Annotated in this window: 18 protein-coding genes; 13 read left to right on the forward strand and 5 right to left on the reverse strand. The window is 65.5% G+C overall.

Features of this window, described 5'->3' with window-relative positions; all coding sequences use genetic code 11:
- Positions 1 to 61 precede the first annotated feature (61 nt).
- From XH90_RS21150 to XH90_RS21210, 13 genes are all read left to right on the forward strand, one after another.
- Positions 62 to 994, forward strand: coding sequence for a SurA N-terminal domain-containing protein (locus XH90_RS21150; protein ID WP_194476275.1), 933 nt, complete (start codon positions 62 to 64; stop codon positions 992 to 994).
- Positions 994 to 2,007, forward strand: coding sequence for a 4-hydroxythreonine-4-phosphate dehydrogenase PdxA (gene pdxA / locus XH90_RS21155; RefSeq protein ID WP_194476276.1), 1,014 nt, complete (start codon positions 994 to 996; stop codon positions 2,005 to 2,007). The genes XH90_RS21150 and pdxA overlap by 1 nt, the downstream gene beginning before the upstream one ends.
- Complete coding sequence (gene rsmA / locus XH90_RS21160; RefSeq protein WP_194476277.1) at positions 2,007 to 2,861, forward strand: 16S rRNA (adenine(1518)-N(6)/adenine(1519)-N(6))-dimethyltransferase RsmA; 855 nt, start codon at positions 2,007 to 2,009, stop codon at positions 2,859 to 2,861. Before pdxA ends, rsmA begins: the two co-directional genes overlap by 1 nt.
- Positions 2,862 to 2,886: 25 nt before the next feature.
- Entirely contained in the window at positions 2,887 to 3,945 is a 1,059-nt protein-coding gene (locus tag XH90_RS21165) for an alcohol dehydrogenase (protein ID WP_194476278.1), read from the forward strand.
- A gap of 74 nt (positions 3,946 to 4,019) precedes the next feature.
- Entirely contained in the window at positions 4,020 to 4,247 is a 228-nt protein-coding gene (locus XH90_RS21170) for a hypothetical protein (RefSeq protein ID WP_194476279.1), read from the forward strand.
- Positions 4,248 to 4,382: 135 nt separating this feature from the next.
- A complete protein-coding gene (locus tag XH90_RS21175; RefSeq protein WP_194476280.1) occupies positions 4,383 to 5,087 on the forward strand; it encodes a Crp/Fnr family transcriptional regulator in 705 nt (234 codons plus the stop codon).
- A gap of 21 nt (positions 5,088 to 5,108) precedes the next feature.
- A complete protein-coding gene (locus XH90_RS21180) occupies positions 5,109 to 5,360 on the forward strand; it encodes a tRNA 5-methylaminomethyl-2-thiouridine synthase (RefSeq protein WP_246755541.1) in 252 nt (83 codons plus the stop codon).
- 228 nt (positions 5,361 to 5,588) lie between these two features.
- The gene (locus XH90_RS21185) at positions 5,589 to 6,008 is read left to right on the forward strand and encodes a phosphonate metabolism protein PhnM (protein WP_194476281.1); all 420 of its coding nucleotides are present in this window, start codon (positions 5,589 to 5,591) and stop codon (positions 6,006 to 6,008) included.
- Between the two features lie 101 nt (positions 6,009 to 6,109).
- Positions 6,110 to 6,301 (forward strand): hypothetical protein, encoded by a 192-nt coding sequence (locus tag XH90_RS21190; protein WP_194476282.1) that lies wholly within the window; start codon positions 6,110 to 6,112, stop codon positions 6,299 to 6,301.
- A 35-nt stretch (positions 6,302 to 6,336) separates the two neighbouring features.
- Positions 6,337 to 6,513, forward strand: coding sequence for a hypothetical protein (locus tag XH90_RS21195; RefSeq protein ID WP_194476283.1), 177 nt, complete (start codon positions 6,337 to 6,339; stop codon positions 6,511 to 6,513).
- 966 nt (positions 6,514 to 7,479) lie between these two features.
- On the forward strand, positions 7,480 to 8,823 hold the full coding sequence (locus tag XH90_RS21200; RefSeq protein ID WP_194476284.1) for a caspase family protein: 1,344 nt from the start codon (positions 7,480 to 7,482) through the stop codon (positions 8,821 to 8,823).
- A gap of 36 nt (positions 8,824 to 8,859) precedes the next feature.
- Complete coding sequence (locus XH90_RS21205; protein WP_194476285.1) at positions 8,860 to 9,369, forward strand: hypothetical protein; 510 nt, start codon at positions 8,860 to 8,862, stop codon at positions 9,367 to 9,369.
- Between the two features lie 131 nt (positions 9,370 to 9,500).
- Positions 9,501 to 10,784 (forward strand): hypothetical protein, encoded by a 1,284-nt coding sequence (locus XH90_RS21210; RefSeq protein WP_246755542.1) that lies wholly within the window; start codon positions 9,501 to 9,503, stop codon positions 10,782 to 10,784.
- Here the strand turns inward: XH90_RS21210 and gmk are convergent.
- The 5 genes from gmk to XH90_RS21235 form a co-directional block, all read right to left on the reverse strand.
- Positions 10,717 to 11,376, reverse strand: coding sequence for a guanylate kinase (gene gmk / locus XH90_RS21215; RefSeq protein WP_194476287.1), 660 nt, complete (start codon positions 11,374 to 11,376; stop codon positions 10,717 to 10,719). The two genes, XH90_RS21210 and gmk, sit on opposite strands and share 68 nt — an antisense overlap.
- Positions 11,377 to 11,379: 3 nt before the next feature.
- Positions 11,380 to 12,267, reverse strand: coding sequence for a YicC/YloC family endoribonuclease (locus tag XH90_RS21220; RefSeq protein ID WP_194476288.1), 888 nt, complete (start codon positions 12,265 to 12,267; stop codon positions 11,380 to 11,382).
- Positions 12,268 to 12,398: 131 nt separating this feature from the next.
- Positions 12,399 to 13,670, reverse strand: a complete 1,272-nt coding sequence (mltG, locus tag XH90_RS21225) for an endolytic transglycosylase MltG (protein WP_194476289.1) — start codon at positions 13,668 to 13,670, stop codon at positions 12,399 to 12,401.
- 125 nt (positions 13,671 to 13,795) lie between these two features.
- Entirely contained in the window at positions 13,796 to 15,061 is a 1,266-nt protein-coding gene (fabF, locus tag XH90_RS21230; RefSeq protein ID WP_194476290.1) for a beta-ketoacyl-ACP synthase II, read from the reverse strand.
- A gap of 108 nt (positions 15,062 to 15,169) precedes the next feature.
- Positions 15,170 to 15,409, reverse strand: coding sequence for an acyl carrier protein (locus XH90_RS21235; RefSeq protein ID WP_008130699.1), 240 nt, complete (start codon positions 15,407 to 15,409; stop codon positions 15,170 to 15,172).
- Between the last annotated feature and the right edge of the window lie 151 nt (positions 15,410 to 15,560).

Below are 15,560 nucleotides of genomic sequence, written 5' to 3' on the forward strand. Positions count from 1 at the left end.
GAATTGCCGGCCGCCTGTTCCCCGTTGCGGGATCATCCCGGCTGACATGCGAGCGAAAACCATGACGACCCGATTGCCTGTCTTCCGCCTCCTCCCCCTCATCCTCGTCGTCGTGCTGACGTTTGTCGGCGCGCCGGCGCGGGCGCAGAACATCGTGGTCATGGTCAATGGCGATCCCATCACCGATTTCGACATCGAGCAGCGCACCAAGCTCGACACGCTGACGACGCAGAAGACTCCGAGCCGGCAGGACGTCATCAACACGCTGATCGACGACAAGCTCAAGATCAAGGAAGGCAAGAAATACGGCGTCGAACCCACCGCTTCCGACATCAACCAGTCCTACGAGGGGATGGCGCAGCGCATGCGCATCTCGCCGGAGATGCTGACCAAGTCGCTCGAGGTCAAGGGCGTGCGCCCCGACACGCTCAAGAGCCGCATGAGGTCCGAGATGGTCTGGACCAGCCTCGTGCGCGGCCGCTTCAAGGAGAAGCTGATCGTCGGCGAGAAGGACGTCGCCGACAAGGTGCGGGAAAGCGGTGATGCAAAGCTCCAGATCGAGGGCACCGAATACAAGATGCAGCCGATCGTCCTGATCGTGCCGCGCGGCTCGTCCGCCGCTTTCCAGGAGACGCGGATGAAGGAGGCCGAACAATATCGCGCGCGTGTCGGAAGCTGCGACGAAGCCAATTCGCTGTTCCGTTCGACCCCGAACGCCACCATCCGCGACAGCGTCACCAAGACCACCGCCGACCTGCCGGAAGCGCTCCGCAAGGTGCTCGACGACACCCCGATCGGCCACCTCACGGCGCCCGAAGTGACCAGGTCAGGCATCGAGATGGTCGTGCTTTGCTCGCGCAAGCCGACCACGATCGATACGCCGAAGAAGCGCGAGATTCGCGACAAGATGTACCAGGAGAAGTACGAGAAGACCCAGCGGGCCTATCTCGACGACCTCCGCAAGGCGGCGATGATCGAATATCACAACCGCTGATGGCCACCGCTCCCGCAAAACCTCTCGCGCTCACGCTCGGAGAACCCGCCGGCATCGGCCCCGACATCACCATCGCAGCCTGGCTCAGGCGCCGCGAGCTGGGACTGCCTGCCTTCTATCTGCTCGGCGACGAAGCGTTGATCGCGCAGCGCGCCAGGATGCTCGAAGCCGAGATCAGGATCGCTGCGGTGAGCCCGGGCGAGGCCGCAACTGCCTTCGCCGACGCCCTGCCCGTGGTTGCGACCGGGGAGCGTGCGACCGCCGTATCAGGCAAGCCGGACGCGTCGAGCGCGCCGGCAGCGCTCGCCTCGATCCGCCAGGCCGTCAGCGACGTGCGCGCTGGATTCGCCAGCGCCGTCGTCACCAACCCGATCGCCAAGAGCGTGCTCTACCGCGCGGGCTTCCGCCATCCCGGCCACACCGAATTCCTCGCCGAACTCGCAGCCACGCAGGCCGGCGTTCCGCAGCCGGTGATGATGCTGTGGTCGCCGCGTCTCGCCGTGGTGCCGGTGACGATCCACGTGTCCTTGCGGGATGCTCTCGCCGAACTCACCAGCGACCTCATCGTCTCGACCGTGCGCATCGTCGCAGCCGAGCTCACGTCCCGCTTCGGCATTGCCCGTCCCCGCATCGCGATATCGGGCCTCAATCCCCATGCCGGCGAGGACGGCTCGCTCGGCCATGAGGAGCAGACCGTGATCGCGCCGGCGCTCAAGGTTCTGCGCAACGACGGCATCGACGCCAGGGGGCCGCTGCCCGCCGACACCATGTTCCACGAAGCCGCACGGCAAACCTATGACTGCGCGGTTTGCATGTACCACGACCAGGCGCTGATTCCGATCAAGACGGTCGCGTTCGACGATGCCGTCAACGTCACGCTCGGCCTGCCCTTCATCCGCACCTCGCCCGATCACGGCACCGCCTTCGACATCGCCGGCACCGGCAAGGCCAATCCGGCGAGCCTTGTTGCTGCGCTCAAGCTGGCGAGCCGCATGGCGGCTGCAAACAGCTGATGGGCGCGATCGACGACCTCCCGCCGCTTCGCGAGGTCATTCGCCAGCACGCGCTGTCGGCCCGCAAATCGCTGGGCCAGAACTTTCTGCTCGATCTCAATCTCACCGCGCGCATCGCGCGTGCGGCAGCGCCGCTCGAAGACAGCGTCATCGTCGAGGTCGGCCCTGGGCCCGGTGGACTGACCCGCGCGCTGCTCGCGCTCGGCGCCAAACGCGTCATCGCGATCGAGCATGACGAGCGCGCGATCCCGGCGTTGAAAGACATCTCAGCGCGCTACCCCGACCGGCTCGAGATCGTGCATGGCGATGCCATGACCTTCGATCCGCGTCCGCTGCTCGCGGGCGAGCGCGCCAAGATCGTCGCCAACCTGCCCTACAACATCGCGACCCAGCTCCTGATCAACTGGCTCACCGTGGAGCCCTGGCCGCCCTGGTACGACATGATGGTGCTGATGTTTCAGCGCGAGGTCGGCGAGCGCATCGTCGCGCGCGAGGACGAGGAGGCCTATGGCCGTCTCGGCGTGCTCGCCAACTGGCGCGCTGAGACGAAAATCCTGTTCGACATTTCGCCGTCCGCCTTCGTGCCGCCGCCGAAAGTCACGTCGTCCGTCGTGCGCCTGGTGCCGCGCGCGGAGCCGCTGCCCTGCGATCGCAAGCTGCTCGAACAGGTCGCGGCCGCTGCCTTCGGCCAGCGCCGGAAAATGCTGCGCCAGAGCCTGAAATCGCTTCAAGCGGACCCCGTGCGACTTGCCGCCGCCGCAGGCGTCGATGCGACGCGGCGCGCCGAGACCATTCCCATCTCGGGCTTTGTTGCCATGGCGCGTGAATTGGCCGATATACGCAACGAAGCGTGACAATTCATATTCCGGAGGAAAGAAAATGGCGTTGATGCGTCGGCAGTCCCTGGTCAAGTTCGATGCGCCGCTGTGCGAGACCATCGTCGACACACCAAGACCGCAGGGCGCCGAGGTGCTGGTGCGCATCGAGCGCTGCGGGCTGTGCCATTCCGACCTGCACATCCAGGACGGCTATGCCGATCTCGGCGGCGGCAAGAAACTCGACACCACGCGCGGCATGACGCTGCCCTTCACGCTCGGCCACGAGATCGCCGGCGTCGTCGACGAAGTGGGCCCCGACGTGCCGGCGAGCCTGGTCGGATCCAAGAAGGCGGTGTTTCCCTGGATCGGTTGCGGCCAGTGCCGCGACTGCAAGAACGGCGACGAGAACCTTTGCGTCAAGCAGCGCTTCCTCGGCGTCTCCATCGACGGCGGCTTCGCCACCCACGTGCTGGTGCCCGACGCGAAATATCTGCTCGATTACGATCCGCTGCCCGTCAACCAGGCCGCGACGCTGATGTGCTCCGGCGTCACCGCCTATGGCGCTCTCAAGCGCCTGGTCGATCGTCCGCGCCAGCGCAACCTGCTGCTGGTCGGTCTCGGCGGCGTCGGCATGATGGGCCTGTCGTTCGCGCAGGCGATGTTCAAGCAGCCGATCACGGTCGCCGATCTCTCGCCGGCCGCGCGCGATACCGCGCTCAAGAACGGCGCAGCCGTCGCCTACGATCCGTCCGAGCCCGACGTGATCAAGCGCATCCTGAAGGAGACCGACGGCGGCTTCGACGAGGTGGTGGATTTCGCCGGCAACGAGAAGTCGATGGCGTTTGCCGTCGCCGTCGCCGCGCGCGGCGGCAAGGTCGTGGTCTCCGGCCTGATGGGCGGACAGTTCACGCTGCCGATGGTGCAGTGGGTCTACAAGCGCCTCACCGTCGAAGGCTTCATGGTCGGCACGCTGGCAGAAGCCCACGAGCTCATGGCGCTCGCCCGCGCCGGCAAGATCAAGCCGACGCCGATGCGCGAAGAGCCGATGGGCGATGTCCAGAAATGGATCGACGAGCTGCGCGCCGGCAAGGTGGTCGGCCGCATCGTGCTGAAGAACTGAGTTTTGATCGGCGGCGGGACAATGGTCTTGCCGCCGCTTACGGAACGGCTGCGGCCGCACTGCGTTGGCAGCGCATGTCCATTCGCTGCACGGTCGAGAGCGCATTCTTCATCGCCTGGAGCTTCCTCGAGAAGACCGGCGAGCTGGGCGCGCCCGACATCTCCGCAAACATCATTCTCGATGCGATCGAGGCACAGCTCAAAACCGGCGAGCGCCGGCCGCTGATGCTCGCCAACAGGGCGATCGACGCCTACCGGCATGCGAGCCGGCTGTCATCCGCGTGCGAGGCGCGCCGCGGCTAGAGGGCTCCCTCGCGTTCGGCGCTGATCTTTTTCGATTTTCCGTAAGCGCTTGTGTGCACTTTGGAACCGTCTGTTCCTGCGCGGAAACGTAGGGTCTCGTCGGTTGCCGATTCCCGGCAGGTAAGAGAAACACGCGTGACCCGCCGGCCCGATAACGAACTCCTCCAGAGGCTCAGCAACCAGGATTTCGAGCTGCTCGCCCCTCATTTGCAATCGATCGACCTCGCTGCGAACCACGTCCTGCATCATGCCGGTGACAGCATCGCCGTTGTTCATTTCCCCTGTGGCCCCGCCTTCGTATCGTTCGCGGTCCCGGTCGAAGATGATCGCGAGGTCGAAAGCCTGCTGGTCGGTCGCGAGGGAGCGGTTGGTCTTCCCTTCGGCCGCGGCCCGTCGCTGGCCTATGCACGCATCGTCGCGAAGGTGGGCGGCACGGTGCTACGCCTGCCGTTGCGCGCGCTCGAACAGGCGCTGCAGAGATCGGCGACCCTCCAGGATCTGTTCGCACGCTACGCCACCTGTCAGCTCACTCAGCTGCTCCAGACCGCAGCATGCAATGCCGCGCATTCGATCGAGCAGCGCGCAGCGAAATGGATCATCGCGGCGCAGGAGCACATCGGCGGCGACGAAATCCCCCTCACCCATGAGCAACTCGCCGGCATGCTCGGCGTCTCCCGCAGCTATGCCAGCCGCGTCATCCAGATGCTGAAGGCAAGGCGCATCCTTGCAACGCGTCGCGGTGCCATCCTGATCCTCGACGCACCAGCGCTTTCCGCCAGCGCCTGCGCCTGCAACCGCGCCGTCAAACGGTATTTCGGCAGAGTGTTGGGCGCGCGCTGACGGCGCTGCCGATCCGCGCGAATGCGGAACATATCGACCTCGCCCGCATTGTCCGACATGCGGCGGTACTTTTTCCATTTCGAGGGGCAGCAGCCTCACACCGACACGACAGGCGAATCGCTCCCCGACGATGAGGCTGCCTGGCGCGAAGCGCTCCGCCTCTCCCGCGACGTCGAGCATGCGCTGCGTCCCGGCGACAGCTGGACGCTCAGCGTGTTCGACGGTACCGAACCGGTCTTCGTACTGGCGATGGTGACGCGGCGGTTTCGGTAGCGGGCTGATCTCGGCACCGGGAGGCAGAATCGGTCCAAGCCGAACCCTCGTTTCGGTTCCTGGGATGGAGCCGGTGCACGCGTCCTTTGGCATCCATTCCTGCCGAATTCCGATAGCAGCTCGCGCTGAAACTCGGGTCTCGTCGAAAGCACGACTTGCATTGGCGCGCGAACGGCCGTTCAATATCCACTTGAATCACCAGCACATTTCTTAACCTTTGGTTTATCGATGCGGACTGTTCTCATCATCCTGGGCATCTGGCTCCTGATCAACGTGCTCTTCGTCGTGATCATGATTCCGCCGCGCAAGCCGCGGAAAGCGGATCAGACGCGATCCGGGAGCGGGCTCGCGCCTGTCCGGATCGGCCGGAATGTCTACGCCTACGATGAAGACGAGAAGGTCTCGCTGCGCCACACCATCATCGCCATTGCGATGGGGACGGTGCTCTCGCTGACGCCGCCCTTGCTGGAGGCCGTCGACGACATCAAGCGGATGATCCGGAAATACCGCAAGCCACCACCACCTGCCGGGGCTGCGGGCGGCGACGGACACCCCCTCGAGACGGCCTTGAGCGAGCTCCGCGCCCGGGAGAACGAGCCCGTCTCCGACCGCTCGTCATCCGGCGGCCACGACGGCGCGAAGCACTAGCGCGCTTCGCATCGCCGCAATTACGTCAGACCCGATCTTGGAACGCCCTGCGCGTCCACCGCGTTGACCCTTCGTCGAGGCAACGACGGAGTCTGAACGATATGACGAAGCCGCTGACAAAGATCGTGCAGCCTGTGCCGGATCAGAACCAAAGCCACAAAGGCGCCGGCAGCACGCCGACTGTTCCCGTCGATACGACCAAAGGCCATCGCGACGACGAGAAACAGAACATCCGTGAGCAGGCCGCCCACGGCAACCTCACCCAAAACACCAGCAACCGGCGCACGGGATAGGCGCAGAACCAGGGGGATGAAGAGGAGATACGAACTTGGTGACGCCCAGCAAATGGTACGATCCGATCTCGGAACGCTGGATCGCACCGCGCGAACTCCACGCCGCAGCTCCCTGCCCCCATGCCAGCGAGAACCACGTGCTCGAGATGCAGAGGTCCATCGAGATCCAGCGCATCTGGCGCTTGCTGGTCGATTGCTGCGCAGGCAAGTGATGCTCCTGCGCGTGCGTGACGGCGGTGACGCGCGCCGTCCGGCGCATTCTTGTTCTCCTGCATGACCGATCCGTCATCCCCAGCAAGGCCCGCCACCATCGCGATCCGCCACCTCGCGATCATCGTCGGCTGCGCCTGCCCGCTCCCACCGCGATCTGCCTTGCCAGCGCATGTCAGGTCTTCATCCAGACCGGCGAGCAGAGATAAGGGCAGCCGGGCAAAACACCAAAACACCGTCAACCCCTTTGCGCAAAAATATTCTCCTTTCCAGAATTTCGGATTTATGGCATAAGCACCCCCATCCCGGCCCTTGCCAAAGGGGCGCTTCGCGATCGTCACGAGATGCGGGCCGGGTTGCGGTGGACGCGGTAGCGCCGGCGCGATTGCGCGATGACAGGGCGGGCAACCGTGAGACGTCACGCAACGCGGCACGACACGGCGCGGTCACAGCGGGTTCGTCGGCGGTCCGGGTGAGCACACGCAAGCCCCGAACGATCAGGCGAAACCGTCCGCGGACGGAGAAGTCGTGTGGTCCTGGCGCCCGGAGCCTGTGCGTCAAGCCTTGCGGTGATGTGGCGGCCCGACCGGGTGCGCGCGTCAGCCATCTGCAAAGCGACGGGGGCAATAGTGCATCGCTCCCCGAGGAGAGCGCGAAGGACACCGTTAAAACCATCCGCGCAGGGAAGGCCGGGCGTTCGGCCAACCTGTGGTCCACCCCGTGTGCATTTCCTGGAGCGCACGGACTTGCGGGTGCCGCCGGCGCCCGGCCTTCCCTGCGCCCTCTGGCTTTCATAGGGCGATGAACGGCAGCAAGGCCCGGACAAACCTGTCGCGGGAACGCGAACCTGTGCGCCTCTCCGATCGCGAGACGTGGCGGGCTCGTTCCGGCCATCCGGCCAAAGTGCCGCACCGCTTTTCGGCCGTGCATCTAGCTGGTAGATTGGCGCCATTATTTGGGGAATTTTGATGCGCGCGAGGATTTTCAATCGCGTCCTGATGCTGGCGGCGTTCGTCGTCGCCACGCTCAACGTCGCGCAGCCGGCGGCGGCCGAGAAGCGCATTGCGCTGGTGGTTGGCAACTCCGCTTACAAGAACATCACGCCGCTCGACAATCCCGCCAAGGACGCCAGCCTGATGGCGCAGACGCTCGGCTCGCTCGGCTTCGTACTGGTCGGCGGCGGCGCACAGCTCGATCTCGACAAGGCCGCGATGGACATTGCGGTACAAAGCTTCGGCCGGCAGGTGCAGGGCGCCGACGTCGCACTGTTCTATTATGCCGGTCACGGTGTGCAGGTGGCGGGCTCGAACTATCTGGTACCTGTCGGCGCCAATCCAACGCGCGAAGCCGACGTCGATTTCCAGATGACCGACGTCAATCTCGTGCTGCGCCAAATGCAGGGTTCGGGCACGCGGCTCAACCTCGTCATCCTCGATGCCTGCCGCAACAACCCATTCGGTTCGCGCGGCTTGCGCTCCTCCGACGGCGGCCTCGCGCAGATGCGTGCGCCCGAGGGCACGCTGATTTCCTACGCGACGCAACCGGGCAACGTCGCGCAGGATGGCAGCGACGGCCACAGCCCCTACACCAAGGCGCTCGCGGCGACGATCCGCACCGCGGGCCTCGACGTCTTCCAGACCTTCAACCAGGTCGGCCTCGCCGTGAAGCGCGCCACCTCGGGCGCACAGCAACCATGGGTGTCGTCCTCGCCGATCGACGGCACATTCTACTTCGTACCCCCGACGCAAGCCGCGCCGCCGCAGGTCGCGGCGATGCAGCCCGATCCGCTGCCGGCGGATCGCCTGCGTGCCGATCCTGACCGAGTGCCGCTGCGCGATGCCGCGCTGCTCAGCGAATTGAGCGAGCGGCTCTACGAGCTCAATTTCGATCCTGATACGCCCGACGGGCTCACGCGCGCGATCACGAAGCTTCAGCAACGGATTTCCATGGCGCCAACGGGTGAAGCGACCGAGGGCCTGCTGCTGCGGATGCGCAAGATGGAGGACCTCAAGCCCTGGGGCTCGATCGTCTACGGCCCCGACAGCAGCAAATGGGGCATCTCGTGGAACCATGCCTCACGGCGCGCGGCGGTCGCGGATGCGCGCGGCAATTGCGGGGGCGCCAAATGCCCGATCGAACTCTCCTTCTACGGCAGAAGCTGCGGCGCGTTCGCAATCTCGGACAAATCCTGGTCGCTGGTCCAGCGCGACAGCGTGGAGCGCGCGAAGGATGCCGCGCTTGACGATTGCGGCAAGGCCGGCAAAGCTTGCCGCATTATTGGAGCCGTCTGTGCCGACGGCTCTGGTCGTTGATTCTGCCGCTGATTTTTCATGATGGATTTCTGGCTCATGTCGAACACCTCAAGCCGCCATTTTGCCCTCGCCTCGCTTCTCCTCACACTCGTCTCGCCATCGGCCTTCGCGCAATCCGGCAGCGCCGGCGGCTCGATCGGCAATGACGAAAAATCGCTGTCCGGCTCGCGCCAGGATGGTTCTTCAGGCCGTTCCGCAGAACCCGCGCCATCGGCGCGCCGGAGCAAGCCGGCCACGGACGAACAACGCTCGTCGGCACGGCGCGGCGGCGGAAGTGGTGGCGGCGGCAGTTTCGACGGTGCCTGGGCCGTCACCAGCGTCGGCTGCGGCGGCACGTCCAGTGGCGCGACCGTCGTGACCTCCGGCCGCGTGATCGGCCAAGGCGTCAGTGGGACGGTCAGCGCAAACGGCTCGGTGCACACGTTCGGACAGGGTGATGGCGGCATCACCTATACCGGCGCCGGCCGCCTGTCCGCGCGCAGCGGGTCCGGCACGTTCCGCCGCTCCGACGGCTGCTCGGGAACCTGGACCGCGAGCAAGCAGTAACGCGCTCGAAATTGCCTCATTCGCGGCGGAACGAACGCCCCGCAGGCCCGATTCAAGCCACATCCTCTCCGGATTTGCGGCTCATTGCCACCCAACTCTTTGCTGAGAAGGGGAAGGTAACGAGTTGCGTCATGCGTAATCGGGAGACCAGGATGGGCAACCGCACCGCAAAGTTCACATCTGCATTGATCGGCAGCATCATCGCCGGCGTACCCCTGGCTGCCGTCTCGCAGAACGCGCCGGTTGCCCCCGGCGCTGCCAGCACGGTGAATCCCGCGAGCGACTGTCTCACCTCGCCGAAGGGCGGCGCACCGCAGGGACAACACTGGCACTATCGCGTGGAGCGCGGGACGAAGCGGCAATGCTGGTATCTGCGCGCTGAAGGCGTCAAGGAACCCGCCAAGGCTGCCACGACCGCGCAGATGGCGAGCAGCACGGCGCAGCCGGATTCACCGCCGCCGCAATCGGTGCAGAATGCGCACGCCGAATACGTCGCGCCGCAGAGCGCCGCCCCGCAGGCAGCGCCCACGGCCGCGACCGCAGTTCCGGTCACTCAGCCTGCGCCCGCTGCGAACGGCGATCCGCAACAGCCGGCCGTCGCCACACGTTGGCCCGACGCTGCACCGGCAGCCGCCTCACCCGCACCGCAGCCGTCGCCTGCAACGACCGACGCACCTGCAGCACCGTCAACCGAGACGAGCGCAACGCCGGCCGCATCCCCCGCCCCGGTGGCGCTCGCCGCAGCCGACGCGCCTGCCGAGAAGCCGACCGGTTCGCTCCAGATGCTTCTGCTCGTCGTCGGCGGCGCGCTGGCGCTCGCTGGCGTCCTCGCCAGCCTGATCTACCGCTTCGCGGGCGGACGCGCGCGCATGCAGACAGCCGATCGCCGCGTCAACTGGGACACCAGGCAAGATTGCGATGACAGCCGCGCACCGTGGCACGGCGAGCCCGTTCCGGCGCCGCGCGTCGAGCGGCCGCTTCCGATCGACTTCGACGCCGTGCGTCCGCAAGCCCGTCAGATCGCCGCTTTCAGCGACGCGATCGGCCGGATCGCAGCGCAAGGCCGTCCCGCCGCCGAGGTTACGGTGGAAGAACCTGACGAGACCGAGATCGACTGTTTCGAGGGCGAATTCGAGATCGAGGCGCCAGCGCCTCAACTCGCGGCCGAGGCTCATCACGAAGAGACGGCCGATCACGATGAGGACGCGCATCAAGAGCACGTCCGCGACGCAGATTCGCATGAGGGGCCCGCGCGCAACGACAATGCGATCGACATCGACATCATCACGGCGATGCTGGAACGGCTCGCGGCCGAAGGGCCGCGGCTGACGCAGCCGAGCTTCGACGCTACCCTTGAAGCTGACCTTGCAGCCCTCGCACGAAGCTCACGAGGCCGGTCCGCCGCTCGCGCTTGAGGCGCTCGGCCTTCAGGATCGACTGGACCTCCGCGAAGGCATCATCGACATTGTGGTTGATGACGATGTAGTCGTACTCGGCCCAATGGCTCATCTCGTGGCTGGCGCGGCTCATGCGCTTGCGGATGACCTCGTCGGAATCCTGCGCGCGTGAATGCAGTCGCTTCTCGAGATCGCCTGCCGAAGGCGGCAGGATGAAGACGCTGACGACGTCGGCGCGGGCCTTCTCGCGGAGCTGCTGCGTGCCCTGCCAGTCGATGTCGAACAGCACGTCCTGCCCGGCCGACAGCGCGGCCTCGACCGGCGCGCGCGGCGTACCGTAGCTGTTGTCGAATACGGTCGCCCATTCCAGCAGCTCGTCACCCTTCACCATCGCGTCGAACCTGGCCTTGTCGACGAACAGATAGTCGCGGCCATCGACCTCGCCGGGCCGCATCGCGCGCGTGGTCGCCGACACCGACATGCGAAGGCCCGGCATGCGGTCGATCAACATCCGCGACAGCGTCGTCTTGCCCGCGCCCGATGGCGAGGACAGTACGAACATCAGTCCGCGCCGCTCGACACCGTCAGTTCCGTGACCGCTCGTCGTCATCGATCACTCCAGATTCTGGACCTGCTCGCGGAATTGCTCGACCACGTTCTTCATGGCGAGCCCGGTATTGGTCAGCTCGATGTCGTTCGACTTCGAGCAGCAGGTGTTGACCTCACGGTGAAACTCCTGCGCCAGGAAATCTAGCTTTCGGCCGATCGGGCCGCCCTTGCCGATCAGTTCGCGCGCCTGTGCGACGTGCGAGGCGATGCGGTCGAGCTCCTCGCGGATGTCGGCCTTGGTGGCGATCAGGATCGCCTCCTGCATCAGACGGTCGGAATCGAAACGGTCCGACGTGTCCAGCAACGCTGCGATCTGCTCGGCGAGCTTCGCCTTGATCGCCTCCGGCCTGCGGCCCGGCGAGCCTTCCGCCTTCTTGGCGAGCTGCTCGATCTCGTCGACCCGCTGGGTCAGTATCTGGCCGAGCGAGGAGCCCTCGCGCTTGCGCATCGCCACGAGTTCGTCGAGCGCCTTGTCGAAAGCCTCCGCTGCGGCAGCGCGCGCGGCCTTGTCCTCCTCTTCGTCGCCCTCGGGCTCGGCAACCTCGACGACGCCCTTGATGGCGAGCAGGCCGTCGATGCTCGGCGCGACGGCGTCGATCTTGCCGGAGATGACGGCGGCCGCCTTCAGCACCGCGTTGAGCACGTCCTCATTGACGCGGACGGTGGCGGCCGCGTTGGCGCGCTTGACGTTGAGATTGGCGTAGACGGTGCCGCGCGACAAAAGCTCGCCCGCGCGCTTCTTGGCGTAGGCCTCGAGCTCGTCGAACCCTTGCGGCAGCCGCACCCTGAGGTCAAAGCCCTTGGCGTTGACCGACTTCAATTCCCATTCGAACGTATACGGCCCGCTTGCGCCGTGGCTTCGGGCAAAGCCGGTCATGGACGACAGCGCCATCAGGTCAAGTTCTCCGACATCATGGGATTCGCAAGGCCATCAGGCCACGCGAAACTTAAGACTATTTTGCAGGAAAGTGGAATCCGCAAAGTCCGCAGGCAGGTCTGCGTGGGCCTGACGCCGGACCGGGCCTAGCGCTGGATTACCGGCGGCGAGGGCTGCACTGCGCCCTGGCGAGCTGGAGCTGCGGGCCGCGCCGGCGGCTTCTTCTGCTGGGTCGGGCGCGCCGGCGGCGTGGTCGCGGTCGGCGCTGTATCTGCGCCAGCGGGCGCGGCGGCGGCCGGCGCCGGCGCATCGTCGGCCGGCTCGACCGTGTCGTTCTGGATCTGCTTCTCCATCGCGCGGAGTTTCGCGACGTTCTTCTGGTGCGCGTCGTAGGTCTCGGTGAACGCATGCCCGCCCGAGCCGTCGGCGACGAAATAGAGGTCGCGGGTGCGGGCCGGGTTGGCGGCGGCCTCCAGCGAGGCGCGGCCGGGATTGGAGATCGGGCCCGGCGGCAGGCCCTCGATCACATAGGTATTGTAGGGCGAAGGCTGGGTGATCTCGCTGCGCTTGATCGGGCGGCCCAGCGTGCCCTTGCCGCCGACGAGGCCGTAAATGATGGTCGGGTCGGACTGGAGCTTGATCTTCTGCTTGAGGCGATTGACGAACACCGCGGCGACGCGGCTGCGCTCGTCCGGCTTGCCGGTCTCCTTCTCGACGATCGAGGCCAGCGTCACCAGTTGCTCCGGCGTCTTGACCGGCAGATCCTGGCTGCGGCGCTCCCAGATCTCCGCGAGCACGCGCTTGTGCGCCTGCTGCATGCGCTGGATCACCTGGTCGCGCGGGGTCCCGCGCGGGAACTTGTAGGTCTCGGGCAGCAGCGTCCCTTCACGCGGCACTTCGCGCACGCTGCCGGTGAAGATGTCGTTGTCGCTCAATCGCGCCACGATCTGCTCGGAGGTCAGCCCTTCCGGAATCGTGACGGCATGCTGCACCACCTTGCCCTCGACGATGGTGGCGATGACGTCGCGCAAGCTCGCGTTCTTCTGGAACGAATATTCACCCGGCTTGAGATCCGAGCTCGCCTTCAGCGCAGCCACGGCGCCGATGAAGATCCATGGATTGACGTCGGTCACGCCTTCCCGGTTCAGGGTCTCGGCGATGTCGCGCTTCCCGGCGCGCTGGGGAATGTTGACGACCTTGTCTTCCTTCAGCGGCCCGGGCGACTCCAGCACCTGCCGGCCGTAATAATAGGCAACACCCGCGCCGATCATGCCGATCAGGAGCAAGGTGATGATGGCGTTGCCGACTACGACGAAGGGATTGCGCGCCCGCTCCGAACGCTTCGGCGGCGGCGGGACCTGCTCCGGCTCGAGCGCTGCCCGCGGACTCCTGGGCGAAATGGGCGGCCTTTCACTCATCGAAGCAACCTGAATCCTGCCGGTTCAATCGCGGCCTGACAATCGCTTGCCGAGCCAAATGCACGCGCCCACAGACATGACTATCGCCGAATACGGCAAAACGGTGGATTCGTCTCAAACGCAAACTATTGGGCCAGGCGCCGGACGATCACCGACGCATTGGTACCGCCGAAACCAAAAGAATTCGACAACGCGACATTGACCTCGCGCTGCTTCGCCTTGTGCGGCACGAGATCGATCGCGGTCTCCACCGACGGGTTGTCCAGGTTGATGGTCGGCGGCACGATATTATCGCGAATCGCGAGGACGGCGAAGATCGCCTCGATCGCGCCGGCCGCACCGAGCAGATGGCCGGTCGACGATTTGGTCGAGGACATCGCAACCTTGGAGGCGGCATTGCCGAGCAGGCGTTCCACGGCCCCGAGCTCGATCTCGTCACCGAGCGGCGTCGAGGTGCCGTGCGCGTTGATGTAGTCGAGATCGGACGCGGTCAGGCCGGCACGCTTGAGCGCAGCCGACATGCTGCGGAAACCGCCATCGCCATCGGGCGACGGCGACGTAATGTGATAGGCATCACCGGACAGACCGTAGCCGATCACCTCGGCATAGATCTTCGCGCCGCGGCGCTGGGCGTGCTCCAGTTCCTCCAGAACGAGGACGCCGGCGCCCTCGCCCATGACAAACCCGTCGCGATCCTTGTCATAGGGACGCGATGCCTTCTCGGGCGTCTCGTTGAAGCCGGTCGAAAGCGCACGCGCGGCGTTGAAGCCGGCGATACCGATGCGGCTGATCGGCGACTCCGCGCCGCCGGCGACCATCACGTCTGCATCGCCGAGCGCGATCAGGCGTGCGGCATCGCCGACCGCGTGAGCGCCGGTCGAGCAGGCCGTGACCACCGAATGGTTCGGCCCCTTCAGCCCATGTGCGATCGAGACGTAGCCGGACGCAAGATTGATCAGGCGGCCGGGAATGAAGAACGGCGACACCCGGCGCGGGCCACGTTCCTTGAGCAGGATCGCGGTGTCGGCGATACCGTTGAGGCCACCGATGCCGGAACCGATCATGGTGCCGGTCGCGCATTTGTCCTCTTCGGTCTCGGGATGCCAATTGGCGTCGTCGAGCGCCTGGCCGGCTGCGGCCATGCCGAAGATGATGAAGTCGTCGACCTTGCGCTGGTCCTTCGGCTCCATCCACTTGTCGGGATTGAAGCTGTCGTTGCTGCCGTCGCCGCGCACGACGGTGCAGGCGATCTTGGTCTGCAGATCGGAGACATCGAAGCTCTCGATCCTGCGCGCACCGCTTTCGCCGTTGAGGATGCGTTTCCAGGTTGGCTCGACGCCGCAGCCGAGTGGCGACACCATGCCGAGACCAGTGACGACAACCCGCCTCATGTCCGAAAACTCCGCATCGAAAGATTCACGGCCAATAACAAGAAACCGGCTGACCGCTGGGAAGCGGCCCGTCCGGTTTCAATGTTGTCCCCGCGAAAATGAAGAGCCTTAGCTCTTCGCGTTCTTCTCGAGAAACTTCGTGGCGTCGCCGACGGTGAGAATCGTCTCGGCGGCGTCATCAGGAATCTCGCACCCGAATTCTTCTTCGAACGCCATCACCAATTCGACGGTGTCCAGACTGTCGGCGCCGAGGTCGTCGATGAAGCTCGCTGCGTCGACAACCTTCTCGGGTTCAACACCAAGGTGTTCGACCACGATCTTCTTAACCCGCTCGCCAATGTCACTCATTGCATAACCTCGTGTTGTTCCCTGTAGACCCGACCCCCCGGGACGATACGAGCCGTCGTGGTCGTGTTACTTGCCTTAATACTTACGAACTTGATTTGGCCCCATCCAAACCGATCCAGGGCCCGGCGAACGACGGCCAAGGCTCCGCATC

It is taken from the genome of Bradyrhizobium sp. CCBAU 53338 (assembly GCF_015291665.1).
Taxonomy (GTDB): Bacteria; Pseudomonadota; Alphaproteobacteria; order Rhizobiales; family Xanthobacteraceae; genus Bradyrhizobium.